This window comes from Pseudomonadota bacterium (assembly GCA_023229365.1).
In the GTDB taxonomy this organism is placed as follows: Bacteria; Myxococcota_A; Polyangia; order JAAYKL01; family JAAYKL01; genus JALNZK01.
This window is the reverse complement of sequence record JALNZK010000002.1, coordinates 21,188-40,443: the sequence shown is the minus strand read 5'-3', so window position 1 is coordinate 40,443 and position 19,256 is coordinate 21,188. Positions and strand designations below refer to the sequence as shown.

General features: G+C 42.3%; 34 protein-coding genes, 26 tRNA genes and 1 pseudogene. 60 read left to right on the top strand and 1 reads right to left on the bottom strand.

All coding sequences use genetic code 11. The features are described from left to right. Positions 1-33 precede the first annotated feature (33 nt). The 56 genes and pseudogenes from M0R80_01055 (at position 34) to M0R80_00780 (ending at position 17,120) form a co-directional block, all read left to right on the top strand. Positions 34-300, top strand: coding sequence for a hypothetical protein (locus M0R80_01055; protein ID MCK9458224.1), 267 nt, complete (start codon positions 34-36; stop codon positions 298-300). Continuing rightward, positions 278-730 (top strand): hypothetical protein, encoded by a 453-nt coding sequence (locus tag M0R80_01050; protein MCK9458223.1) that lies wholly within the window; start codon positions 278-280, stop codon positions 728-730. The genes M0R80_01055 and M0R80_01050 overlap by 23 nt, the downstream gene beginning before the upstream one ends. Before the next feature lie 4 nt (positions 731-734). Further along, a tRNA-Arg gene (locus M0R80_01045) sits at positions 735-908 on the top strand. 21 nt (positions 909-929) lie between these two features. After that, positions 930-1,166 (top strand): hypothetical protein, encoded by a 237-nt coding sequence (locus tag M0R80_01040; GenBank protein ID MCK9458222.1) that lies wholly within the window; start codon positions 930-932, stop codon positions 1,164-1,166. Positions 1,167-2,000: 834 nt separating this feature from the next. Next, a complete protein-coding gene (locus M0R80_01035) occupies positions 2,001-2,285 on the top strand; it encodes a hypothetical protein (protein ID MCK9458221.1) in 285 nt (94 codons plus the stop codon). Between the two features lie 241 nt (positions 2,286-2,526). Then, positions 2,527-2,599: transfer RNA gene (locus M0R80_01030), tRNA-Glu, on the top strand. Positions 2,600-2,694: 95 nt separating this feature from the next. Beyond that, positions 2,695-2,767: transfer RNA gene (locus tag M0R80_01025), tRNA-Val, on the top strand. 5 nt (positions 2,768-2,772) lie between these two features. Continuing rightward, positions 2,773-2,846, top strand: a tRNA-Glu gene (locus M0R80_01020). Between the two features lie 117 nt (positions 2,847-2,963). Then, complete coding sequence (locus M0R80_01015; GenBank protein ID MCK9458220.1) at positions 2,964-3,173, top strand: hypothetical protein; 210 nt, start codon at positions 2,964-2,966, stop codon at positions 3,171-3,173. Next, complete coding sequence (locus M0R80_01010) at positions 3,170-3,409, top strand: hypothetical protein (GenBank protein MCK9458219.1); 240 nt, start codon at positions 3,170-3,172, stop codon at positions 3,407-3,409. Before M0R80_01015 ends, M0R80_01010 begins: the two co-directional genes overlap by 4 nt. After that, positions 3,406-3,636, top strand: a complete 231-nt coding sequence (locus M0R80_01005; protein MCK9458218.1) for a hypothetical protein — start codon at positions 3,406-3,408, stop codon at positions 3,634-3,636. The genes M0R80_01010 and M0R80_01005 overlap by 4 nt, the downstream gene beginning before the upstream one ends. Beyond that, positions 3,633-3,902, top strand: a complete 270-nt coding sequence (locus tag M0R80_01000; GenBank protein ID MCK9458217.1) for a hypothetical protein — start codon at positions 3,633-3,635, stop codon at positions 3,900-3,902. The genes M0R80_01005 and M0R80_01000 overlap by 4 nt, the downstream gene beginning before the upstream one ends. Beyond that, positions 3,890-4,117: a hypothetical protein gene (locus tag M0R80_00995; protein ID MCK9458216.1), complete on the top strand. Its 228-nt coding sequence runs from the start codon at positions 3,890-3,892 to the stop codon at positions 4,115-4,117. Before M0R80_01000 ends, M0R80_00995 begins: the two co-directional genes overlap by 13 nt. Positions 4,118-4,120: 3 nt before the next feature. Then, a tRNA-Pro gene (locus M0R80_00990) sits at positions 4,121-4,191 on the top strand. 231 nt (positions 4,192-4,422) lie between these two features. Continuing rightward, a complete protein-coding gene (locus M0R80_00985) occupies positions 4,423-4,995 on the top strand; it encodes a hypothetical protein (GenBank protein ID MCK9458215.1) in 573 nt (190 codons plus the stop codon). After that, a tRNA-Pro gene (locus M0R80_00980) sits at positions 4,996-5,069 on the top strand. It abuts the gene before it with no gap. Between the two features lie 4 nt (positions 5,070-5,073). Beyond that, positions 5,074-5,147 (top strand) — tRNA-Val (locus M0R80_00975). 14 nt (positions 5,148-5,161) lie between these two features. Beyond that, the gene (locus M0R80_00970; protein MCK9458214.1) at positions 5,162-5,449 is read left to right on the top strand and encodes a hypothetical protein; all 288 of its coding nucleotides are present in this window, start codon (positions 5,162-5,164) and stop codon (positions 5,447-5,449) included. Positions 5,450-5,471: 22 nt separating this feature from the next. Further along, positions 5,472-5,840, top strand: a complete 369-nt coding sequence (locus tag M0R80_00965; protein ID MCK9458213.1) for a hypothetical protein — start codon at positions 5,472-5,474, stop codon at positions 5,838-5,840. Next, positions 5,826-5,896 (top strand) — tRNA-Ala (locus M0R80_00960). The genes M0R80_00965 and M0R80_00960 overlap by 15 nt, the downstream gene beginning before the upstream one ends. A 5-nt stretch (positions 5,897-5,901) precedes the next feature. Continuing rightward, positions 5,902-5,972 (top strand) — tRNA-Gly (locus tag M0R80_00955). A 4-nt stretch (positions 5,973-5,976) separates the two neighbouring features. Further along, a tRNA-Thr gene (locus tag M0R80_00950) sits at positions 5,977-6,049 on the top strand. 252 nt (positions 6,050-6,301) lie between these two features. After that, positions 6,302-6,375: transfer RNA gene (locus M0R80_00945), tRNA-Asp, on the top strand. 15 nt (positions 6,376-6,390) lie between these two features. Continuing rightward, a complete protein-coding gene (locus tag M0R80_00940) occupies positions 6,391-6,720 on the top strand; it encodes an HNH endonuclease (protein ID MCK9458212.1) in 330 nt (109 codons plus the stop codon). A 144-nt stretch (positions 6,721-6,864) separates the two neighbouring features. Beyond that, positions 6,865-7,215, top strand: coding sequence for a hypothetical protein (locus M0R80_00935; GenBank protein MCK9458211.1), 351 nt, complete (start codon positions 6,865-6,867; stop codon positions 7,213-7,215). After that, a tRNA-Asp gene (locus M0R80_00930) sits at positions 7,206-7,278 on the top strand. Before M0R80_00935 ends, M0R80_00930 begins: the two co-directional genes overlap by 10 nt. 56 nt (positions 7,279-7,334) lie before the next feature. Next, a tRNA-Thr gene (locus M0R80_00925) sits at positions 7,335-7,405 on the top strand. Between the two features lie 68 nt (positions 7,406-7,473). Next, positions 7,474-8,016 carry a hypothetical protein gene (locus M0R80_00920; GenBank protein ID MCK9458210.1) on the top strand — a complete coding sequence of 181 codons (543 nt, stop codon included), beginning with the start codon at positions 7,474-7,476 and terminating at the stop codon, positions 8,014-8,016. After that, positions 8,003-8,076 (top strand) — tRNA-Asn (locus M0R80_00915). Before M0R80_00920 ends, M0R80_00915 begins: the two co-directional genes overlap by 14 nt. A 41-nt stretch (positions 8,077-8,117) precedes the next feature. Beyond that, positions 8,118-8,369 (top strand): hypothetical protein, encoded by a 252-nt coding sequence (locus M0R80_00910; protein ID MCK9458209.1) that lies wholly within the window; start codon positions 8,118-8,120, stop codon positions 8,367-8,369. A 3-nt stretch (positions 8,370-8,372) separates the two neighbouring features. Further along, a tRNA-Asn gene (locus M0R80_00905) sits at positions 8,373-8,461 on the top strand. Positions 8,462-8,481: 20 nt separating this feature from the next. Next, positions 8,482-8,706 carry a hypothetical protein gene (locus M0R80_00900; protein MCK9458208.1) on the top strand — a complete coding sequence of 75 codons (225 nt, stop codon included), beginning with the start codon at positions 8,482-8,484 and terminating at the stop codon, positions 8,704-8,706. Beyond that, positions 8,678-8,866 carry a hypothetical protein gene (locus tag M0R80_00895; protein MCK9458207.1) on the top strand — a complete coding sequence of 63 codons (189 nt, stop codon included), beginning with the start codon at positions 8,678-8,680 and terminating at the stop codon, positions 8,864-8,866. Before M0R80_00900 ends, M0R80_00895 begins: the two co-directional genes overlap by 29 nt. Positions 8,867-8,966: 100 nt before the next feature. Further along, a tRNA-Arg gene (locus M0R80_00890) sits at positions 8,967-9,038 on the top strand. Between the two features lie 20 nt (positions 9,039-9,058). Next, entirely contained in the window at positions 9,059-9,220 is a 162-nt protein-coding gene (locus tag M0R80_00885) for a hypothetical protein (GenBank protein ID MCK9458206.1), read from the top strand. Beyond that, positions 9,211-9,281: transfer RNA gene (locus M0R80_00880), tRNA-Val, on the top strand. Before M0R80_00885 ends, M0R80_00880 begins: the two co-directional genes overlap by 10 nt. Positions 9,282-9,409: 128 nt before the next feature. Continuing rightward, entirely contained in the window at positions 9,410-9,886 is a 477-nt protein-coding gene (locus tag M0R80_00875; GenBank protein MCK9458205.1) for a hypothetical protein, read from the top strand. 29 nt (positions 9,887-9,915) lie between these two features. After that, on the top strand, positions 9,916-10,491 hold the full coding sequence (locus tag M0R80_00870) for a radical SAM protein (protein MCK9458204.1): 576 nt from the start codon (positions 9,916-9,918) through the stop codon (positions 10,489-10,491). Then, positions 10,484-10,570 (top strand): annotated as a pseudogene (locus tag M0R80_00865). The gene M0R80_00870 and the pseudogene M0R80_00865 overlap by 8 nt, the downstream one beginning before the upstream one ends. 216 nt (positions 10,571-10,786) lie before the next feature. Beyond that, positions 10,787-11,173 carry a hypothetical protein gene (locus tag M0R80_00860; GenBank protein MCK9458203.1) on the top strand — a complete coding sequence of 129 codons (387 nt, stop codon included), beginning with the start codon at positions 10,787-10,789 and terminating at the stop codon, positions 11,171-11,173. Between the two features lie 170 nt (positions 11,174-11,343). After that, positions 11,344-11,601 (top strand): hypothetical protein, encoded by a 258-nt coding sequence (locus tag M0R80_00855; protein MCK9458202.1) that lies wholly within the window; start codon positions 11,344-11,346, stop codon positions 11,599-11,601. Beyond that, positions 11,598-11,795: a hypothetical protein gene (locus M0R80_00850; protein ID MCK9458201.1), complete on the top strand. Its 198-nt coding sequence runs from the start codon at positions 11,598-11,600 to the stop codon at positions 11,793-11,795. Before M0R80_00855 ends, M0R80_00850 begins: the two co-directional genes overlap by 4 nt. After that, positions 11,792-12,220, top strand: a complete 429-nt coding sequence (locus tag M0R80_00845; protein MCK9458200.1) for a hypothetical protein — start codon at positions 11,792-11,794, stop codon at positions 12,218-12,220. Before M0R80_00850 ends, M0R80_00845 begins: the two co-directional genes overlap by 4 nt. After that, on the top strand, positions 12,201-12,500 hold the full coding sequence (locus tag M0R80_00840) for a hypothetical protein (protein MCK9458199.1): 300 nt from the start codon (positions 12,201-12,203) through the stop codon (positions 12,498-12,500). Before M0R80_00845 ends, M0R80_00840 begins: the two co-directional genes overlap by 20 nt. After that, positions 12,494-13,183, top strand: coding sequence for a hypothetical protein (locus M0R80_00835; protein MCK9458198.1), 690 nt, complete (start codon positions 12,494-12,496; stop codon positions 13,181-13,183). The genes M0R80_00840 and M0R80_00835 overlap by 7 nt, the downstream gene beginning before the upstream one ends. Further along, a tRNA-Glu gene (locus M0R80_00830) sits at positions 13,169-13,241 on the top strand. Before M0R80_00835 ends, M0R80_00830 begins: the two co-directional genes overlap by 15 nt. 258 nt (positions 13,242-13,499) lie before the next feature. Next, a tRNA-Gly gene (locus M0R80_00825) sits at positions 13,500-13,572 on the top strand. 65 nt (positions 13,573-13,637) lie between these two features. Beyond that, positions 13,638-13,710: transfer RNA gene (locus tag M0R80_00820), tRNA-Ala, on the top strand. Between the two features lie 56 nt (positions 13,711-13,766). Beyond that, positions 13,767-14,654: an endonuclease domain-containing protein gene (locus M0R80_00815; GenBank protein MCK9458197.1), complete on the top strand. Its 888-nt coding sequence runs from the start codon at positions 13,767-13,769 to the stop codon at positions 14,652-14,654. A gap of 81 nt (positions 14,655-14,735) precedes the next feature. Beyond that, a complete protein-coding gene (locus M0R80_00810; protein ID MCK9458196.1) occupies positions 14,736-14,993 on the top strand; it encodes a hypothetical protein in 258 nt (85 codons plus the stop codon). After that, a tRNA-Arg gene (locus tag M0R80_00805) sits at positions 14,971-15,042 on the top strand. The genes M0R80_00810 and M0R80_00805 overlap by 23 nt, the downstream gene beginning before the upstream one ends. A gap of 5 nt (positions 15,043-15,047) precedes the next feature. Then, positions 15,048-15,118 (top strand) — tRNA-Arg (locus M0R80_00800). Between the two features lie 93 nt (positions 15,119-15,211). Continuing rightward, complete coding sequence (locus tag M0R80_00795) at positions 15,212-15,457, top strand: hypothetical protein (GenBank protein ID MCK9458195.1); 246 nt, start codon at positions 15,212-15,214, stop codon at positions 15,455-15,457. Beyond that, positions 15,443-15,515, top strand: a tRNA-Gly gene (locus M0R80_00790). Before M0R80_00795 ends, M0R80_00790 begins: the two co-directional genes overlap by 15 nt. Before the next feature lie 471 nt (positions 15,516-15,986). Continuing rightward, positions 15,987-16,057 (top strand) — tRNA-Gly (locus M0R80_00785). Between the two features lie 154 nt (positions 16,058-16,211). After that, entirely contained in the window at positions 16,212-17,120 is a 909-nt protein-coding gene (locus M0R80_00780; GenBank protein ID MCK9458194.1) for a UDP-2,3-diacylglucosamine diphosphatase, read from the top strand. On the opposite strand, the gene M0R80_00775 is transcribed toward M0R80_00780, so the two are convergent. Beyond that, entirely contained in the window at positions 17,082-17,492 is a 411-nt protein-coding gene (locus M0R80_00775; GenBank protein MCK9458193.1) for a hypothetical protein, read from the bottom strand. The genes M0R80_00780 and M0R80_00775 overlap by 39 nt on opposite strands. 297 nt (positions 17,493-17,789) lie before the next feature. Between M0R80_00775 and M0R80_00770 the strand changes: the two genes are divergently transcribed. The 4 genes from M0R80_00770 to M0R80_00755 all read left to right on the top strand — a co-directional run bounded on the left by M0R80_00770 (position 17,790) and on the right by M0R80_00755 (position 19,236). Then, positions 17,790-18,056 (top strand): hypothetical protein, encoded by a 267-nt coding sequence (locus M0R80_00770; GenBank protein MCK9458192.1) that lies wholly within the window; start codon positions 17,790-17,792, stop codon positions 18,054-18,056. A gap of 17 nt (positions 18,057-18,073) precedes the next feature. Further along, positions 18,074-18,997 (top strand): hypothetical protein, encoded by a 924-nt coding sequence (locus tag M0R80_00765; GenBank protein ID MCK9458191.1) that lies wholly within the window; start codon positions 18,074-18,076, stop codon positions 18,995-18,997. Between the two features lie 54 nt (positions 18,998-19,051). Continuing rightward, a tRNA-Arg gene (locus tag M0R80_00760) sits at positions 19,052-19,125 on the top strand. Between the two features lie 39 nt (positions 19,126-19,164). Beyond that, positions 19,165-19,236 (top strand) — tRNA-Thr (locus M0R80_00755). Positions 19,237-19,256: the final 20 nt, after the last annotated feature.

Sequence of the window (19,256 nt, the reverse complement as noted above, 5' to 3'; positions counted from 1 at the left end):
TTACAACGGGCTTTTCTGAAGTATAATGCCTGTATGAAACAACGCAGATACCGCAAACGGGTGCCGGGAGACCCAGATTGGGTTACTTCAGTCCCTCCAAAAGAGGAACATGTCTGTATGTTTGTCGTTGATTTTTCTAATGGACCCAAATCTGAACCCGTTATCTGCGGCAAAGCTGCTGATGTGTTGTTGTGGTGGAATAAAGACAAACAACCACTGGCTATGTGTTTTGACCACTATGAAGAACGAGCACGGGGACGCAGAACACTAAATGAATATGGAAGGAAAGATCATGGGTGATGAACCTATTGAGGAAGAGCCTATTGAGGAATTGCGTGAATTGGAGAAATTGATTGGCACAGAAGCCACCGAACAATTTCTCAGAGAGACGGTAGACACATATTTTGGCCCGTCGCCCCAAGAAGCTAGCGAAGAAGAAAGACAAAACATCGCCAGACTTTGCCGGGAAGGTAAAGTTGAGGCAAAAGACCCTAGTGCTCTTGATTCCATGTTGGATGCCATCAATACTGGCAAAGAGCCTGATTGGAATGTAACTAAAGTTGAATTGGAAAGCAGCTTTGGGATACATTGGGCCACCGTCTCGGCAGGCTTTGGAGAAGTGGTTTTTTATCTCAAAGATGGAAAACCACATTGTGACTCCGAGGGCATGAGCAAGCAATTCGTAATGAGCGTCCTTGCCAAACTTGTAGACTCAGCAACTTTCAACTGATTATGTGGGAGTCGTTTAGTTGGCTGCCGCCTAAGTGTACATACTACGGCAGGACGCATTGATATTGTTGTTTTGGACATCCGACGAAAGCTGGTCGGAAAGAAGATGCAAGGATATTGATGCGTAAAGACAGTGGTTTGCGGAACCAAAGACGTAGGTTCGATGCCTACCCCCCACGCTTCTTTTAGGACATTAAATCATGAAATTAAAAGAATGGATTCTCAAGATAACCTCTGATGGTTATGGTGGTGCTTGGGCTGTCTATGAAATCAATTCTTCCGGCATTTTCCGAGATACGTTTTTTGGACCAATGCCCGTCAAAATACCGCCAGAGGTTGAACTGACAGAGGAAGAGCAATCCCTCCACATTGAGGGTTTTGACGAATGTTGCAAATGGCTGGATTCGGACTTTACAAATCCAGGCACTGAAGTATAATGGCATTGTCAGATACACCTCGGTGTATGGCAGCGGCGTGGATGGACACGCTTCGCAATGAGGGTAGGCGAAAGCCTACTGGGTGACACGAGCTATCCGGTAGTGCCCGGTGAGTGTAGGTGACTACTTCGTGCCTTCCCCGCAAGGGAAAGGACAAAGCGATTAGACCCTGGCACCGACCCAACGAAGACACGGCACTTGATACGTTGGGGAAATAACGAAAAATTGGTGTTCAAAGTTCGTAGTTGGTACTCAAGCCCAACCTGCCATTTTTTTTGGTTTACAACGGCGAAATCTGAAGTATAATGATGACCGATGACAGGCACGTATCCAAATTCGAGACATATGGGTAGATTTTGGGTGCGAAATGGCTTGATGCTCAAGTTACTTTGGGTGTTGCAACATTCGGGTAATAGCCGGTTCGATTCCGGGTCGTCGGACTTAGAAAAAAATTTTTCGGAATTTGGGCTTGATTTTTTCTCGAACGTACTATATAAAGGAGGTAGTGAGATTTGGAGCATTGGTCGAGGGTTTGGGTTTTACCCAACCGCCTAAGACAACCAACCCATCCAAGTTTCGCTATTTTAAGGGTCAAATGATGAGTAATTTCTTCGGAACAACAAGACGACCGGCACCTGAGGGTACAACAATACCCACAGTGGCGGTACGTCCAGAAGTCGAAGATAATACCGCCATTTGACCCTGAGCTAGACAAGGCTCAGGGGCAAAACCTTGAGCCGGAAGAAAATCAAAACCCGGATCAAGGAAACTTGAGTCCGGGTTTTTTTATTGACAAAGGGGAAATAAAATGCGTTTGGCATCAGTGAAAATTGGTTGAAGTTCAAGCCGATCTACCGCTACTTCTCCGAAGAACATTTTGATTTTTCGGATGAGGCGGCGATGGAAGCTTACCTCTGGGAAACCCGAGGTATAGGCAATATGAAAATCAACCTTTTTGATAACAAAATAAATGGATACGTGGTCGGAAAACACTGGATGGATGTAGTGGTTAAAATGTGGAGAGAAGACATCAAACGAAAACTTCTTTTCAAACACGAACTTTACAACGATCCAGAGTTGAAAGACTTCGCTTGGTGGCTCGATAGAGTCCTCAAGTAAAACCTGTGGGTGTAGGACGACGAATACGCTTGGTAAGCAAGTAGTCGTAAACCCTCCGATCTTTGACAATTCGGTTAAATTTCCAAATGCATGTAACATGCATGGGGTGATTCTTTCACTTTTTTAGGGGGCTTGCTCCGAAATAAAGTAGGTGTAGAATCAAAAGGGAGATGGCCACCTGATTAGATTCGGCTACGGCTTCGTTCCTTAGAAGAGTGAAAGAATCATCCCATGCATTTCTGCCCTGTTGGACTAACGGTTATGTCGTCAGCCCTTCAAGCTGAAAATTACGGGTTCGAATCCCGTACAGGGTACTTTAGTTATGGCCCGTTCGTCTACTGGCTAGGATAGCTGTTTTTCAGGCAGCGGAAGACGGATCGAAACCGTCACGGGCTACTATATTATTTATGGCCGCATAACTGAGTGGTATTTAGTGCCATCCTTACACGGTGGAAACGGGTGTTCGATTCACCCTGCGGCTACTCATGCCCCGTTGGACTAACGGTTTATGTCGTCACCCTCTCAAGGTGAAAATCATGGGTTCGAATCCCATACGGGGTACTTTTAAGAAAGCAGAGAGGAAATGTGGGTTCGAGTCCCACTTGGTTGCGAAAGCCGCTGGTCGTCTAATTGGGAGGACACCTCTCGTTTTTTTTCGTCTTATGCTATAATAAATTTATGAAATTCAAAATAGGTGATCGAGTTAAAGTCGTTACGTCGTCGTCAGAGTGGAAAAATGAGACAGGTGTCGTGCTCGACTTTATAACCAATCCTGTGCTTGTGTTTTTGGTGCAAATAGATGGCTCCAAAACATTACTAACACTTGCAGAAAGTGAGTTGGTTTTAGCTGAAGATAAAAAAGATTATTTTATGGAAGCACTGATATGAAATTCAAAATCGGTGATAAAGTTAAAGTCATTGGAAATAGTATTTGGACAACCACTATAGGCGTTGTTGTAGGGTTGCCCACAAAAACGACAGTTTATTATTTGGTTTCATTAAAATTCGTAACAGTCTTGCCAGATTTAACAAGTTTTAGTGGAACATGTTCTTTACAGTTTGCAGAAAATGAATTAGCATCGGTTGCCGAAGAAATTGATTATTTTATGGAAGCACTTATATGAAATTTGAAATCGATGACAGGGTTGTTGTTAAATATCCATCGAGATTTCCAAACAATCTTGTGTGGCTGGGACAGCAAGGCGTTGTTATAGGGGTTGCTTTGCCACTTGTTTTCGTGAGAATAGAAGATTCGCATAACAAATTCTGGTCGTTAGGCTTTAGGGAAAATGAGTTGGAATTGGTTTCGGTCGAAAAAGAAATTGATTATTTTATGGAAGCGTTTGTATGAAATATAATTGGTTGAGAAAAGAACATCTAAAGCAAAAAATAGAAGATGTGGCAGCATTTATCAAAGCCGACTTGGAAAAAGATGGCATCGATATTGACCAGGGTTTAAATGATGCAATTGATAAAGATGCTGCTGATTTTATGAAAAATTCCGAAGGAATGGAAGTCAGATTCTGGGATAATGGGGAAACCTTGAATCATATGAATGGATTTGTTAAAATAAAAAATGATGAAATTGTTGGCTGGATGCCTCTTTGGCAAAGTTAATTGATATGAAGAAATTGCTGGCAGTCGGTGATCGAGTTAAAGTGTTGTGCCCTATACGAGCAGGTAATGGTGTAATAATCAAAGTCACGAAAACTGGTTATGCTGTTGATCTGGATCGGGGTGGGGCCACTTGGACTTGGCATTGCTATGTGATAAAAATTGCCGCTGTGAAAGTGGCAGAAGAAAAAGATTATTTTATGGAAGCGTTGATTTAGTTTCGGTCTGTGGTGTAATGGCGACATACGAGTTTTGGGAACTCGGGTAACAAGTTCGATTCTTGTCTGACCGACTGTTTGCAGGGTATAGTGAAGCCTAGTATCACGCTTGCTTTGGGAGCAAGAGATCGTCGGAGCGAAGCCGACTACCCTGACTTCGGGGTGTGGGGAAGTCCAGTATCCCATGTGCTTCGGGAGCACAAGAACGTCGGAGCGAAGCCGACCACCCCGACTTTTTTCTACAAAATATAAATTTAGTCACCTAAAATGAGTTGAATCTTACTATATAATATAGTGAGGTTCAAATGTATAAAAATAAAGAAGATCAAAAAGAGTTTCAAAGAAAACATTTTCAGAAAAATAAAGCAATTTTTAGAGATCGAAATAAAAACAGAAAACAAGCAAACAAACTGTATGTGGAGCAATACAAAGAAGCACATGCTTGTACTTGCGGAGAGTCGTGTGTTGCTTGTTTGCAACTTCATCATCTTGGAGATAAAGACACTTCTGTGGCAACGGCTATTCAGGGCTTTGGTTTAGAAAGATTGAAAAAAGAGATTGCTAAATGTGAAGTGGTTTGTGCAAATTGTCATAGAAAAATTCATCGCAATGATTGTCCACCCACAACAAGTAATGTAAAAAGGCAGAGAAACAGAGCGTTTGTTAGCGAATATAGAAGAACGCATTGTTGTGAAGAGTGCGGAGAAAAAGAAGAGTGTTGTTTGGATTTTCATCACGATGGGGAAAAAGAAATCAATATTACAAGGGCTGTTTGTGATTGGGGATTGCCCAATTTAAAAAAAGAAATAGCAAAGTGTAAAGTGCTGTGTGCTAACTGCCATCGTAAAATACATTACCATTGGGCAGTTAGAAAATAACAGGGCGTAGGGAAATGGTTTATCCCGCAAGTCTGGGGGACTTGAAATTGCGAGTTCGATTCTCGCCGCCTTGACTTTGGTCGCATAGTTCAGTTGGGAGAACGCTCGCTTGACGTGCGAGAGGCTCGCAGGTTCGATCCCTGCTGCGACCACTGAGGAGAAAATTATGAGAATTGATTGCAATGTTGTTATTTGGGGATCACAGAATGCAGTTTACAGTAAAGAGTTGGAATTAGAAATAATTCCGCACACTGGCGATGGCATTGTTTTTCCTGGCATGCATCCTGATGTGGCTGGGGAGGATTGGTGTCTTCGTAATGCTGATTTGCTTATTTATTCTCCGTGTGATGGTAAATTATCTGAAGTGTCTTTCGACGTTGAATGTGACGAAGAAGGAAAGTTTGCAAAAATAGAAAATATTTTAGCCGAGAATGGCTGGAAGAAAGTTGTTTAGTATGGGCGTCTGAGGAGAAAAAATGAGTGATAAGCGATGCGACGAGCCAGGGTGGGGAGGATACCACGTCAAGGCAAAGGATTTGATAACTGGTGAAATGTTTATGTTTCAGGATATGGATGCTTTTTTGTTGCACGGTCCATATTGGAAAGTAATTGGACATGAGCATGAGAAGCAACTTGTTTTAATCAAGGATATTAGAACAGGGTCTGAGAGCAAAGCACATTACGATCAATTGGTGCGTGTTCGACCTTTTGCCTACAAATTCATCAGGGAGGAGTGCTTAAAGGATTGGATTTATTATAAAGAATGGCCTTATGATGAAGAGGGTCATTTTTGCGAGCCTTCCAGAGATTATTCTGGATGGAAAAGAAATGGGCCGTTGGTATAACGGGATTACGTCGCCCTTGCACGGCGAAGACAGGAGTTCGACTCTCCTACGGTCCACTTTTGCGTCCATCGTATAGTGGTAATACCTGACCCTTCCAAGGTCAAGCTGGGAGTTCGATTCTCCCTGGACGCTCTTTGCCACCGTAACTCAGTTGGTAGAGTAGCTGATTTGTAATCAGCCTGTCGTGGGTTCGATTCCCTCTGGTGGCTCTAAATCGTATTTTCTCTAATATACATTTGTCATCCGAACCATCGCTGCGGAGCAATCCGTAGAGGAAAGTCGGAACATCATCACTTTTAAGGTAGGAGAACTTTGTTCGTCCGAACTACCGAGGATGCAACTCAAACAGACTGAGGGCGTGAGTGACCCTGAGAAGTCGGGTAGAGGCAGTCGAAAGACCACAGCAATGTGAGATAAATGATGGTTGTAAACAGAATTCCGCTTATGAGATGACAAATTTTGGGCGTGAGGTGTAACGGTTTTGCATCCTTGACTGTCGATCAAGGGGTAGCGGGTTCGACCCCCGTCACGCTCGCTTTTGGAGAAAATCATGCATAAAAAACAAACGGTAAGATCAGTTTTTCGTAAAGCTGTGTTCAAAAGAGATCGATATGCATGTAGGGTCTGTGGCCAACCTGGGAAATGTAGTCAAACTGGCGAATTTGAAGGTTTAGACATTCCAAGAGCCAAGTTGGATGCACATCACATCACTGACAGGGATGCGATGCCGAATGGTGGCTATGTGGCGGAAAATGGCATTAGTCTTTGTGAGGGTTGCCATAATAAAGCCGAATCGGGCGACCCCTTGCCAGATCAGCTTTACGAATTAATTGGATCATCACGAGAACTTGCTATTGAAAAAAGCATGAAGTTGATTTAGAATGGCAGTTGAAGGAAAATCATGGCATGGGCTTTGGTGACAATATTGTTTGCGAATTTGTTGTTACGAATTATATTTCCAGACATTATGGATGAGATAGACGACGAGCACCCATCTGTAATACCGCTACCAAAGGTATAAATCATGGTTGATGTATTCAAATATTTTGGCGGAAAAAAAGCAGTCCAAAACAAGTTTGCTCACACCGTCAAAACAAAAATAGATGCCATTGATGACGACAAGCTTTTGCAAGTTATCGCAAAGAAATTGCGAGAAGAACCGCCATCGTTCAGCAACATTATGTCGATGGTTGGAATGAAGCTTGAGGATGTGTTTGGCGATTTCACAATTCCAGAAGAAGATGTTGAAGGACTAAAGGAGTTGATGAAAGAGCAAGGATGTGCAATCCCTTACAAAGAATTTGATGAAGTGCAAAAGTTGAAACTTTTTGTATTGCTTTATGCATTTCAGAATTTGGATGATTCGGTGTCATAGTGTAGCGGCCCTGCACACCTGCCCGTCGAGCAGGAAGTACGAGATCGACACTCGTTGGCACCGCTAAGTACCCGGTGTTCCGCTCCCATATTTTGGTGACGAACATAATGGCCGGGTCTGCCGCTGTAACTCAATGGTAGAGTGCCACTTCGGTAAAGTGGATACGTGGGTTCGATTCCCACTGGTGGCTCTACTAAATGTTTAATATTTTTTGTTAAACATTTGGTTTATTACTCATATATAGCATGGAGGTTATATATGAGAAAATGTAAAAAGTGTGGTGAGGAGTTTCCGCTCGAAGCAATAGTCGATGGAAAAGCAAGAAATTTGCAGCGTCGTAAGTTTTGTTTATCTTGTTCTCCGTTTGGCAGACACAACACAAAGAACTTGGAATATGAAACGATAGATGCAACTGCCAAGTTCGTTCCATCAATATGCAAAAAACACGGTGCGGTGGAGTTTGTGAGAGATTGCAAGGGATATCGATGTAAAAAATGCAGATCGGAAGCTGTGACCAAGAGCCGTGTAAAAAGAAAAGAAAAATTGGTCGCTCACTTTGGGGGAAGGTGTGAGCTTTGTGGTTACAACAAATATCAGGGCTCATTAGAGTTTCATCATGTTTGTGATAAAAAGTTTTCACTTTCGCAGCAAGGTTTGTGCAAAAGTTGGGAAGTTATGTTGTCGGAAGCAAATAAATGCGTTTTGGTGTGTGCTAATTGCCATGCCGAAGTTGGCAATGGCGTTACAGAAGTTCCAGAACACTTGCTTAAAAGGTGTTATGATAATCGGGGGAAAAGCTGATTAGGTATATGCGTCGGCCTGTTAAGCCGAAGGTAGTGAGTTCGATTCTCACTTCCCCCTCTCTTTACAAATTCAATTGTATTTGTTATAAGGATGTTTCTATGAGAATTGGTGGAAGAGACCTGTTGAACAAATACGGGACAGCACTAGCTGTAGCTGAGGCTCTTTTGCGAGGAGAATTAAATTCTAATGAAGAGCAATTTGTTGAGGATGTAGTTTCTCCGACCATTATGCAAGCTGCGGTGTTGCGACAATCAATTACAGTGACGCAACAAGTATCTGGATTGCTGCCAAGGCAGCCGATGCAACTGCCACGGCAGACAAAATTGTTAGAAGCGAAAGTGATACGATAATATTCCGAGGTACGCCAATTGGCAGGCGGCGATGCTGTTAACATCGTGTAATCCGTTCAATCGGTATGGAGGTTCGAATCCTCCCTTCGGAGCTTAAAACAAAGGAAGTTAAATGACTGCACTTTGCAAAATTTTAGGTCACAAAGTGGGTTTTGATGACATTGGTGGCGGCACCATGTTTCAGGTTTGCACCCGTAAGGGATGCACCTGGGTAGGACGCTGTGTTTACGATCATTTTGCAGATACAGCGACAAGAGAGGAAATTGCAGGTCTCAACAAAAAGCATGGCATTAGAAAAATATTGAATCATGAATCCAAACAAGCAACAATGGATTGAAGAAACACAGCGATTCCAGTGTATTGCTGGCGTGGAAGTAAGTTCGGCTGAGGAGTTGGGAGACGAATGGGATGAATTTTCCAACAGCAGAAAGATGCGTGAGTTAGAAAAAATAAAAACACACAACACGATTGCCGAAGTGGCAAGACGCATGAAATAAAAGGAATGTTGTCTGTCTTGGATGATTACGGAATATTGTCACAAGACCTTGGCCAACGAATGCTACGGCAACTAGGCATGAATTCAATTCGTTGGCTTTTGGGACGTTAGTTCAACGGATAGAACAGTGGCCTTCTAAGCCTCCGATAGAGGTTCGATTCCTCTACGTCCTACTACATTTTGGGTAAAAATCATGAAATTCGAATCAGTTTTAGAAATTAATCACATTCGTGATATGTTAAATGACATGGGCAACAAAACCATGAAAGAAAATGAAAAGGCTATTTTTTTTGAAATGGCGGATCGTCTTAGAAAAGTAATTGTCAATGAAGAAATAGATTTTGAAGGCGTGTAACTGAGTGGTTTAGTGCCATCGTCACAAGGTGGAAACGGGAGTTCGATTCTCCCCATGCCTACTTCTGCCCGCTACCTCGGCGGGGTCATAACGGTGCTGAGAGTCTTGATTGTGCTGGACAACAGTATGAGTTGATAACACAATTCGGACTCTTGGCAGAGGTATTAAATTACTTCTTTTATACGACAAATGAAAACGATCCTTGAAAGACCTTTAATAGGTAAAGTTTTAGTTTTACCACGTTCATCGGCTGCGGAATTCAAATATGAAGAGCCCTGGTGCTGCATTAGCATTGCTTCAACTGCTGGTGAATTGCCGACAATCGACACAAACAATAGAATTGCTTTATTGCAATTGACTTTTGAGGATTTGGATGCTATACCAGGGGCAGCATGGGCAGCCGCATTCCCTCAAAAGGCTGGCAACGTGTTCAAAGAGGAACACGCAGAAAAAATACTTGATTTTGTTTGTGAGAATTGGGATAAAACGAATTTATTGATGGCACATTGTTATGCGGGAATGTCTCGTTCAGCCGCAGTAGGAAAAGCAATTGCATCAATTATGCAGCCTCGATTTGAAGCGGATTACAAGTTTTATCCGATGTGCAACAAATTGGTTTATGAAACCATCATGCGGGTGTATCAAGAAAAATTTGTAGCAACATAATGTATGCACAGATAACAACACGTTGTAATATGCTTTGTCGGCATTGTTGTTTTTCTTGTGGACCTGATGGTGAGGATATGCGGGCTCCGATATTTGAGCAAGCCGTGCAATTGGCTGTGCGTAATGATAACGAGCTTTGCATTGGTGGCGGGGAACCGACGATACATCCAGAGTTTGATTATTTTTTAGAATTTGCAATGCAGCATAAGTGTAGGGTTTGGATTACCACGAATGGCAAACGCACTGACCAAGCATTGCGACTTTTAGAATTAGCCAAAACAAGAAAAATAGAATATGTGCGGTTATCATTGGATGATTATCATGAACCCATAAGTCGTACTGTTCGCAAGGCTTATAGAAAAGCAGCAATGAGGGGCAGGATTGAAATAGCGACTGTGAAGGTTGTTTATCCCATAGGAAGGGGACGAAAATTAACAACAGGCAAAATATTGTTTCCTCCAACCTGTGATAGTGGCATTTTTATCAAGCCGAACGGAGACATATACCAATGTGCTTGTTTGGGGGCTCCTAAAATTTGTGATGTTTGGAGTTATCAACCCATAAGAAAAAGTTGTTATAATATTGAGTATCGGAAATCGGGGTGAGGTGCAATGGTTGCACGCCGACTATCGGGGATTTACTCCCAGGGGACGGAGGAAGCAAGTTCGATTCTTGCCGCCTCGACTGAAAGGAAATTAAAATGGCAATAATTAAATGTGGAAGATGCGAGTGGGAGGGACCGCCTGAAAAATGCAAGGCGAGCATGAATCCTTATCACGATATGTATTGTCCTGAGTGTGGGACATCGAATCTTGACACATCAGAGCTTAATGCCGAGTGGCGGTTGCAGGGCAGAAAGTATGGTTATGGCGATGGCAACGTTTTGAATACAGGGAGCTAATGATGGATGAAAAAATGTATGCGGCAGGTGTTGAAATTGATTCGCAGGAAGTTTTTTGGAACGTTACGTTAGTGCCCAAGGAAAACCCTGGCGACAATTATGACAGCAAATATGCCGAATTGCAGTGGGGCTGGACGGCTGGGATGAGCGAGGAAGATTTGAAGAACGTAGCAGACGATGCACCCAAGGGATATGATTATGTAAGATTGCTCCCAGATCAGGCAATAGATTTAAGGAATCAACTGGATGCTTGGATAAGAGCAACAAAACCTCGACCATTGCACATGCTGACTCCTGAAGAAAAGGCAGACATTGAGGCGTTTATGCCCGATGGACAGGATTTGTCAAAACAAATTGCAGAGGAGCTTTCAAAGGAAAATGAATGAGTCCCAACAGGCATTTTCTGAGGCATTGAAGTACATCAGCACAGTATTGTATATACTTGTGGGTTGTGGGTTGATTTTGGGAATTACTCTAGTTTATCAATTGGTTTGGAGTGGCACTAAAATTCATGCATTTAAGCCATTTGATTCCATAAAGGATCGCAAGAAACCAGATGAACATTGACGAGAAAACAACTTATCACACTTCGACGGAATGGCTATTGCCTTTTATGCGTTGTGTGTGCCCAAGATGCCAGCAAATAGCACACGATGAGATAGCGGGGAGATTGTGGTTATTTGGACACAGTTTGCCGCTTGCAGCCCCTGGCAAGCATGCAAAAATAAAAATCACAGTTGAAATCGAGCACGCTCAGGTTGGGGATGAGGATTCTGTTTTTCAGGATGGTACGAAAGCTGGAGAAGTGAAATGATTTCTGTGACTTTGCTGTATGTTATTCTAGGATTCATTCTTTTAACTGCTGGTGTGGTTACTTTAATAATTATAGTGGAGCACATAGGCGGAACCCTTGGGGACAGCAGTTTGGTTCCTGGTTGTTTGATGTGGGCTATTATTATTTTGGCATTTATTATAGGAGCAGGATTTGCCCTGAAATTGATAACATGAGTGGAGAACGATTACGCAGACAGCGACGAAAAATGTTTGCTGCTAATCCTCATTGTTTTTGGTGTGGCAAACTTATGCGATTGGTAGAATTGCCCCGTGGTGGACCGATGCCCAGTGATGCTGCCACCATCGATCATCTGTATAGTAGATTGCATCCTCGAAGGCTTATGTTTTCTGGTGAGCCACGCCGGGTTTTAGCTTGTTCCAAGTGCAACAATGATCGGAGCAGAGAAGAAACAAAAATTATTTATTTGAAGCAACAGCAAAAGCAATCGGGCAGTTTGCCGCTGGAGTCTTTTGGGTATATGGAACGAAAGCGACGACTGGAAATGCTGAGAATTAAAGCAGAATCCAGTTTGCAAGGATTGGTGGCTGTAATGGGGAAACCTGTTAGGGAGAAAAAGCATGAGTATGCGGTCGCTTGAAAAACTTGGAGAATATCTTACAAGATATTTTTGGGTTCCCACTTGTTGGAATCGAAAACCAGGACCGGGGCAAGTGGTATTGAATGCTCCTGAAGAGGATCGTGAGCAATTTAGAAAGTTAAAATCGGATGATGTTGCCAATTTTATTGACCCTGGTTTAGCAGCATGGGAGGCGATGCCAGAAGAAGAAAAAGATCGACATCGTTTTGATGAAGAAAACAAAAGATTGTTGCGAAGTTTTGATCGAGAGATTGAAAAGCACAGAAAATTCACATGTTAGAACAAATTATTATAAGCACTTGTCCAAATAGGGCATATATTCATCAAACTTTAAGAGCCATAAAGGCAGATGATTTGCCAATTTTTTTGGTTATGGATTCTTTGGAAGATTATCTTCCTGAGTATAATTTCACCAAAGTGCTTAAAACAACCAATGATGGTGACGCCAAAGAGCGTGCTTTGCGAAACTATTGTCGATGTTTAATGCTGGCAGAAGGCAAGAATACATTGATATTAGAGGATGATGTGGAGTTGAGGGATGATTGGAGAAGAGACTTAAAGAGATTTGTTGCTTATGTGGAGAGAGTTTATTCAAAGTATGTTTTATCTATTGGTGAGCATTGGTGTCCTCTCGGTGGTTTCCAATCAGGAGCAATGGTGCGGGGGCCATTACAGATAGATTTTGGTTTGGTGAGAGAGCCAGTGCAAACAATCATAGACAATAAAGCATTGCTTTGTTTAGCGGGCACTCAAGCACGGTATTATCCTAAAACTCTACCGATAAAAGAAATAGTCAGCACTATATTAAACGGATTTAAAGAGACTCCTATTTTATATGACTTGTTATTAGGTAAATATTTGTTTGAGACACAAACTAAAATATTTATTTCCCAATATCCATTGATTAGGCACATTGGTCAAGAAAGCACTTTAGGAACCGAGATACATGCCCCGTTGGACTAAGGGTTATGTCGTCAGCCCTTCAAGCTGAAAACTGCGGGTTCGAATCCCGCACGGGGTACTGCCATTATGGTGTAAAGGCAAAGGAAAGTAGTGTTGTGAAGTGGGAGAAAATGCTATTTGAAAGTTTTTGGATAACAATTGCAAAAGCTATAAAAAACGTGAGCCAGCAGAAAGGCTGGACAGGTCCAAAAAATAATATATAATAGAATCATCAAACTTAGTAATAACATGGAATCGTAGCCGTGGTAGCACGCTGGCATAAGCATTTGCAATTGGAGCCAGAAGTACAGGTTCAAGCCCTGGTAATGGTACTTTTGCGGCGGTAACTCAGTTGGCAGAGTCTCAGATTTCCAATCTGATGGTCGAGAGTTCGAGCCTCTTCCGCCGCTCTGTTTTATATGTGCCGGGAATGGGAAACTCCGTGGCGAGTAACCACGCCCACCCGGCTCCATATGGGGGTTTAGCTCATTCAGGAGAGCGTTTGGCTGGCAGCCAAAAGGTGGCGGGGGCAGAGCCCGCAACCTCCACTAACTTTTGAAATAAAAATTCATTCGAACCTTACTATATAATATAGGAGGTTCGAATGAAAAAACAGTATAATTGGGAATTAATGCAGCGATGTTACGATGCGGGGAATAGTTGGCCAGATGTGGCAAAGGTTTTCGGCGTGACGTACAATGGACTAATTCGGAGGGCAGTAAAGCAGGGCTGTTTGAAAAGTAGGTCATCAACTGCTGCAATGAAATCGGCTTCCTCAAAAATATCAGCATCAATGAAAAGGGTACATGCAGAGGGTAAGCATCCCGGCTGGCTGTCGGTAAATTTAAACAAAGACAATAGAACGTATCCAGAACAGTTTTTTTTAAACGCCTTAAATGAAAGTAGTTATTTTTCTCAATTCATTGTTCTTGAAAAATTGCAATTCTATCAATATGTATTTGATTTTGCGATTGTAGAATTTAAAATAGATATCGAGATTGATGGGCGGCATCATACTGATAAGAACACTGTAGAGAAAGATAAAAAAAGAGATGCTAAAGCTTCGGCGGAAGGGTGGAAAATTTTTAGGGTCTCTTGGGACGAATTACGTTCTGCTCCCAAAAATATAATAAAGGAATTAAAAGAATTTGTTGAGCAGTTCGAAAGCACAGAGAAATACACTATTGGAGTAATACAGGTTGAGCCTACTGGTATCAGGTCATTTCGTGCCGCAAAATTCAAGATAATAAAAGCTGACAGCGTGAAGCCGAAAAGAGAGAAAAACAAATATTATCCAATAGAAAGTATCCGCAAAGTCAAACGACCCACGAAAGACGAATTGCTGTTATGGGTGTGGCAGAGACCTACAACAGTAATAGCGAAGGAGTTGGGAGTCAGCGACAAGGCAGTGGATAAATGGTGTAAGTGGTATGGGATATCAAAGCCGCCACGAGGATATTGGACAAAGGTGAGGTCAAAAATCGTCCCCTGAGTGTGAAAGATCGCACGTCAGCCTACGAAGCTGGAGGAGTAGGAGCGTTACCTACAGGGGATACTACTTGAAAGGTAAATTATGGGATGGTTTAAAAAGAAGGTAATACCACCACCTGTTCAACTGCCTATTCAACAATATGAATGGGTAATTGATTGTGAAGCGATGCAGCTTGGCATGGATTATATGCATATGATTGATGACGAGCTATACAAATTGGCCGTTGGCCATATAACACAGAAAGACAGTCATGGCAATCCGCTTATTACAGTTGAGGATATGCGGTTTGCTGGTGAAAAAATACTAAATGATATTCGAGTAGGTGGGTGTGATGGATAGCACGCAAGCCTCCGAAGCTTGAAGAGCGGTTCGATTCCGCACCGACTCACTTATGCCCTGTGAGTGTGATGGACGCACGTCAGTCTTCGAAACTGAAAGGAGAAGTTCGATTCTTCTACGGGGTACTTTGTGCCTATGATGTAATAGTTGCATACGAACTTGCCGAGTTCGGTGTCGGAGTGCGAATCTCCGTAGGCACTCTTTTGGAGAAATCAAAAATGAATTTCAATGCCGATACTAGATTCTCTGATTTAGATCACAATTTGCTTATTGCCAAATATCGTGACAGAGAGGGAAATTTGTCGGTTATTTATAGTGGTGGCAATTATCCATCCAAGTATGTTGTTGTATCTTTTAACAAATATAACTATTGCAATAATGCTGCCGGTTATATATCACTTCGTGATGCTTGGAAGTTGTTTGTAGAAATTGTTCAGGAAGATTTAAATGCGGCTGTAACTTAATGGCTAAAGTGCTACCTTGCCAAGGTAGAGAGTGCGAGTTCGAATCTCGCTAGCCGCACTAATTATGCAATTCAGTCTAAAATCAATGTTTATTGTAACTTTCGTGGTAGCTTTGCTCTGCGGATTGACCAGGACTGTTTATCTATTGAGCACTGATCCAGATAGAACAATTCCTGTTGTTGGCATTGGAATTGCCGAATGTCTAATGCTATGGCCTGCAATCGTATTGTTAATACGTTGGATAGGAAAACATTACAAATAAAAGTTATCAAAAAGAGACATTAATGGTGGTTTAGCTCCCATAATTAAGCCATTCGTTGAGTAGAACTTGTCGTTGTTTACATTTTAAGCATTGTCGCCACTTAAACTCACCAGATGTATCGTGTTTGTATTCATGCCATTCATGTTCACATTTTGGTTGCAATTCTTTTTTGCCAAATAGTTTTCTAATGATGTTCATCAGTGGCTCCTTTTTACATAGTGATTCTCCGAAATTTATAAGGTATCTTTTAGTATATAGGAATAATAAGCGGGTATCGTATAGTGGTAATACCCAACGTTCCCAACGTTGAGCGGCGAGTTCAATTCTCGCTACCCGCTCTGTTAGTCGTCGGGCCTCTGCCGCAAGGCATGCACACTTCGGCGGCTCATGGGCCACAAGTGTAACGGGTTTGCACGCTGTCCCCGCAAGGCGGAAGACGGGATTCAACTTCCCGGTGGTCCACTAATGCATTAATTGTTACTCATATAATATATGAACACATTTGTTATTAGTGATTTGCACATAGGAGACGGGGGACCGAGAGATAATTTTGCCATTGGTGGCAGAGAACAACAATTGAATTCGTTTCTCGATTATGTTGAGAGACAGTATGGTAAATTAATAATTTTGGGTGATTTATTTGAATTTTGGCAAATGAATCCAAGCAAAATTATTATGCAACATTTGCCATTATTAGATCGACTGGCACGAATGGATGCTATTTATGTTGTCGGCAATCATGACGATGATTTACAGCATTTTATTGGAACCGAGTTTTTAACCCATCCTTTTTTCAATAAGATGTGTGGGTCATTTGAGCAAAATTTTGGGGAGAAGTGCTTTAAGTTTATGCATGGGCATGAAGTTGATGCATCTAATTCCAGTGACACACCATACCGAGGAAGAATTGTTAGTATTTTGGCTGGAATGGCAAAAGACAGAAACAAATCACCTTTATTCAAAAGTGGTGATTTTGTAGAAGATAATTTAGAAAAAATTATTGATGGTTTTCTCGGCAGGTGGTTTAGAATTGTCAATGAAATAAAAGCCATCCTACGATTAGGAGGGTTTGGATTTTCCACAACCCCCGCACAAAACCCCAATAGAATTAAAAGAATACATTGTTTGTATCGCCAAGATTGGGCATCGCATAATTATGATGTTTTAGTAACAGGACACACTCATCGTCCTGGTTTTATTGGTGGTTGGTACATCAATAGTGGTACTTGGGCAAGAAAAACAAATACTTTTGTGCAAATATCTCCGACAGGCGATGCAGTTTTATTTGACTGGGTAAAAGAAAATCCAGTTCCAAACAATGTTGCATTGGAACTGGATTTGAAATTGTATTATAAAATGTCTTTAAATGCCGGGATCGGGACCGAAATACAAAACTGTTAAAATATCAAAGCCTGGGGCTGCACCTTCTCCAGTATAAGCTGGAAGGTTTTCTAAAATCTTAGCTTTGTTACAATATAATTTCATTGTATTTATAGCAGCTTGTCCAGCAACAACAAAAATTTCTCCATTTTTTACTTTATTTGGCTCAGGCGGTCCCCAAGCGTAATTAGCATATTTCCCTACTGAAGGCATAGAGGTGGATCGATCATTCTTGCGTTGTTCTTTTAGATCATCAAGATATGTTTGATTGGGGGTGTCTACAATATTGTCTGGGCTGTTTGTGCCCTGTAGAGTTGAGTTTGGTCCAAAAGCCTCACTTGTTGGCGGTGTAAGGTTGGTTTGAAATACAATTACCGGGAATGGAAGTGCCATGTTTAATTTCTCCTTTTAAGTTATATATGGCTTTGACATAAATTTTTTTTCATGATATAATGCGGCGGACGGACATGCATTCGTGTGTTGTCGGAGTTTGCGAGAGATCGCATTGAGCATCCACCGAAAGGGAGTTGCCGCTACGGGGCCACCAGGGAAGCATATGCCGAGAGAAAACCAAGCCCAGACGCTAAAATGGACATTGCTAACCCATTTTGTCTGGATGGATGGTCGCAAGACACATTCCTTTAGGTAGACCTACGGTTATGATGGGTTCGATCTCCCATTGGCTCCACTATGAAAGTCATTGTAATTAAAAACATTTGGCACATAATGAGTTCCACTCCTTTGTTGGGGCGGGCTGGCGAGATTGTTTCTGAAGATGCTTACAATCATAAAATATGTGTCAAATTTGATAAATTACCCCATGAGATGCATAACAAATGCTTTGACATCCCTGATTATGCTGTATTACCATTGGAAAAATTTCCAATTTACCAAAGTGCTGTAGCGAAGCTCACTTTGGAAGAAAGAGAAGTTTTAGGGATAGTTACTCATATATAATGCAAAGGAGCATTCCTATGAAAACTTTTTTATTTATTGCGATCATGTTAACAGCAAGCTCTTTGTTTGCTGGAGATAAACTGGGTACTGGTGAGAGCTTCTATGATAAGCTAGCAATACAAGCTGCTCTTGCTCAAATTGATGCAAGACAGGCCCCCAAAGTTGAAGCCCCTAAGCCCAAAGTTGAAGCCCATAAGGTTTCAGTTCAGCAGGCAGAACAAGTGGAGCAGGAAATTCAGGGCATGGTAAATACTGTTGGCCGTGTATTTGTTTTTTGCAAAGAAGCCTTTGTAGAAGCCGAAAAGCAAAAACAACTCATGGCAGAGAAAGAACAGATTAAAGTCACGGCCCCGGTTAGTTTTGTTAGTCGCCGTCGCCCGGTTGCAAGTGGAAGTAATTGTCCTGGTGGTAATTGCCCAACACCCACAACCCAAACGGTCGCACCGTCACAGGAAGCCCCTACAGAACTTCCATTACCAGTGCCAACAGTGGAAAAGATTGTAAAGCCCGACCCTAATCTTGTGCCAAATCTCAAGGGCAATACTTTGAAACCACAGAAGGAAGTAATTGTAAAGCCCGATCCAACCCTTGTGCCAAATCTCAAGGGCAATACTTTGAAACCACAGAAGGAAGTAATTGTAAAGCCCGACCCTAATCTTGTGCCGAATTTCAAGGGAACCAAAGCACCAAAGCCTGGGGCGTATGGTGATGAACAGGTATCGCCTTCTGAGCAACAGACTTATGTTGAGCAGGCAGTAGTTACACGGGGAAGAAGATTGGGACGAAGATTGCGAAACCGCCGTCTACGTTTTGCGGAGCAAGCTACACCTAACATGCCAACGTTGGCACCGCCTGTAGTAGAAACACCCACAGAATCAGACACGATTGATGTGCCTGTTTATTATGAGGTGTCTCCAAGACCAAGATTCTTTAGACGATAGAGCAGGGGTCTTCTAAGCCTCAGACAGGGGTGCAATTCCTCTACGCCCTACTTTGTCCTTGTAGCGTAATAGGATAACGCATCTCTTTCCTAAAGAGACGATTAGAGGTTCGAGTCCTCTCAAGGACGCTTATTAGTCTTGTTTTCAGAATAAAAAATTGATAAAATGCTGGGGTGGCTAGATTGGGATGCACTTCCCCTGTAAGGAAGCTAATGAGGGTTCGAATCCCTTCCCCAGCCCTGCTCTCTGCCAGTGGCAG

What these genes read in the sequence shown, in the direction of transcription:
- M0R80_01055 (MCK9458224.1), top strand. Translation starts at nt 34, where the DNA reads ATGAAACAACGCAGATACCGCAAACGGGTGCCGGGAGACCCAGATTGG.
- M0R80_01050 (MCK9458223.1), top strand. Translation starts at nt 278, where the DNA reads ATGGAAGGAAAGATCATGGGTGATGAACCTATTGAGGAAGAGCCTATT.
- M0R80_01040 (MCK9458222.1), top strand. Translation starts at nt 930, where the DNA reads ATGAAATTAAAAGAATGGATTCTCAAGATAACCTCTGATGGTTATGGT.
- M0R80_01015 (MCK9458220.1), top strand. Translation starts at nt 2,964, where the DNA reads ATGAAATTCAAAATAGGTGATCGAGTTAAAGTCGTTACGTCGTCGTCA.
- M0R80_01010 (MCK9458219.1), top strand. Translation starts at nt 3,170, where the DNA reads ATGAAATTCAAAATCGGTGATAAAGTTAAAGTCATTGGAAATAGTATT.
- M0R80_01005 (MCK9458218.1), top strand. Translation starts at nt 3,406, where the DNA reads ATGAAATTTGAAATCGATGACAGGGTTGTTGTTAAATATCCATCGAGA.
- M0R80_01000 (MCK9458217.1), top strand. Translation starts at nt 3,633, where the DNA reads ATGAAATATAATTGGTTGAGAAAAGAACATCTAAAGCAAAAAATAGAA.
- M0R80_00985 (MCK9458215.1), top strand. Translation starts at nt 4,423, where the DNA reads ATGTATAAAAATAAAGAAGATCAAAAAGAGTTTCAAAGAAAACATTTT.
- M0R80_00970 (MCK9458214.1), top strand. Translation starts at nt 5,162, where the DNA reads ATGAGAATTGATTGCAATGTTGTTATTTGGGGATCACAGAATGCAGTT.
- M0R80_00965 (MCK9458213.1), top strand. Translation starts at nt 5,472, where the DNA reads ATGAGTGATAAGCGATGCGACGAGCCAGGGTGGGGAGGATACCACGTC.
- M0R80_00940 (MCK9458212.1), top strand. Translation starts at nt 6,391, where the DNA reads ATGCATAAAAAACAAACGGTAAGATCAGTTTTTCGTAAAGCTGTGTTC.
- M0R80_00935 (MCK9458211.1), top strand. Translation starts at nt 6,865, where the DNA reads ATGGTTGATGTATTCAAATATTTTGGCGGAAAAAAAGCAGTCCAAAAC.
- M0R80_00920 (MCK9458210.1), top strand. Translation starts at nt 7,474, where the DNA reads ATGAGAAAATGTAAAAAGTGTGGTGAGGAGTTTCCGCTCGAAGCAATA.
- M0R80_00910 (MCK9458209.1), top strand. Translation starts at nt 8,118, where the DNA reads ATGAGAATTGGTGGAAGAGACCTGTTGAACAAATACGGGACAGCACTA.
- M0R80_00900 (MCK9458208.1), top strand. Translation starts at nt 8,482, where the DNA reads ATGACTGCACTTTGCAAAATTTTAGGTCACAAAGTGGGTTTTGATGAC.
- M0R80_00895 (MCK9458207.1), top strand. Translation starts at nt 8,678, where the DNA reads ATGAATCCAAACAAGCAACAATGGATTGAAGAAACACAGCGATTCCAG.
- M0R80_00885 (MCK9458206.1), top strand. Translation starts at nt 9,059, where the DNA reads ATGAAATTCGAATCAGTTTTAGAAATTAATCACATTCGTGATATGTTA.
- M0R80_00875 (MCK9458205.1), top strand. Translation starts at nt 9,410, where the DNA reads ATGAAAACGATCCTTGAAAGACCTTTAATAGGTAAAGTTTTAGTTTTA.
- M0R80_00870 (MCK9458204.1), top strand. Translation starts at nt 9,916, where the DNA reads ATGCTTTGTCGGCATTGTTGTTTTTCTTGTGGACCTGATGGTGAGGAT.
- M0R80_00860 (MCK9458203.1), top strand. Translation starts at nt 10,787, where the DNA reads ATGATGGATGAAAAAATGTATGCGGCAGGTGTTGAAATTGATTCGCAG.
- M0R80_00855 (MCK9458202.1), top strand. Translation starts at nt 11,344, where the DNA reads ATGAACATTGACGAGAAAACAACTTATCACACTTCGACGGAATGGCTA.
- M0R80_00850 (MCK9458201.1), top strand. Translation starts at nt 11,598, where the DNA reads ATGATTTCTGTGACTTTGCTGTATGTTATTCTAGGATTCATTCTTTTA.
- M0R80_00845 (MCK9458200.1), top strand. Translation starts at nt 11,792, where the DNA reads ATGAGTGGAGAACGATTACGCAGACAGCGACGAAAAATGTTTGCTGCT.
- M0R80_00840 (MCK9458199.1), top strand. Translation starts at nt 12,201, where the DNA reads ATGAGTATGCGGTCGCTTGAAAAACTTGGAGAATATCTTACAAGATAT.
- M0R80_00835 (MCK9458198.1), top strand. Translation starts at nt 12,494, where the DNA reads ATGTTAGAACAAATTATTATAAGCACTTGTCCAAATAGGGCATATATT.
- M0R80_00815 (MCK9458197.1), top strand. Translation starts at nt 13,767, where the DNA reads ATGAAAAAACAGTATAATTGGGAATTAATGCAGCGATGTTACGATGCG.
- M0R80_00810 (MCK9458196.1), top strand. Translation starts at nt 14,736, where the DNA reads ATGGGATGGTTTAAAAAGAAGGTAATACCACCACCTGTTCAACTGCCT.
- M0R80_00795 (MCK9458195.1), top strand. Translation starts at nt 15,212, where the DNA reads ATGAATTTCAATGCCGATACTAGATTCTCTGATTTAGATCACAATTTG.
- M0R80_00780 (MCK9458194.1), top strand. Translation starts at nt 16,212, where the DNA reads ATGAACACATTTGTTATTAGTGATTTGCACATAGGAGACGGGGGACCG.
- M0R80_00775 (MCK9458193.1), bottom strand. Translation starts at nt 17,492, where the DNA reads ATGGCACTTCCATTCCCGGTAATTGTATTTCAAACCAACCTTACACCG.
- M0R80_00770 (MCK9458192.1), top strand. Translation starts at nt 17,790, where the DNA reads ATGAAAGTCATTGTAATTAAAAACATTTGGCACATAATGAGTTCCACT.
- M0R80_00765 (MCK9458191.1), top strand. Translation starts at nt 18,074, where the DNA reads ATGAAAACTTTTTTATTTATTGCGATCATGTTAACAGCAAGCTCTTTG.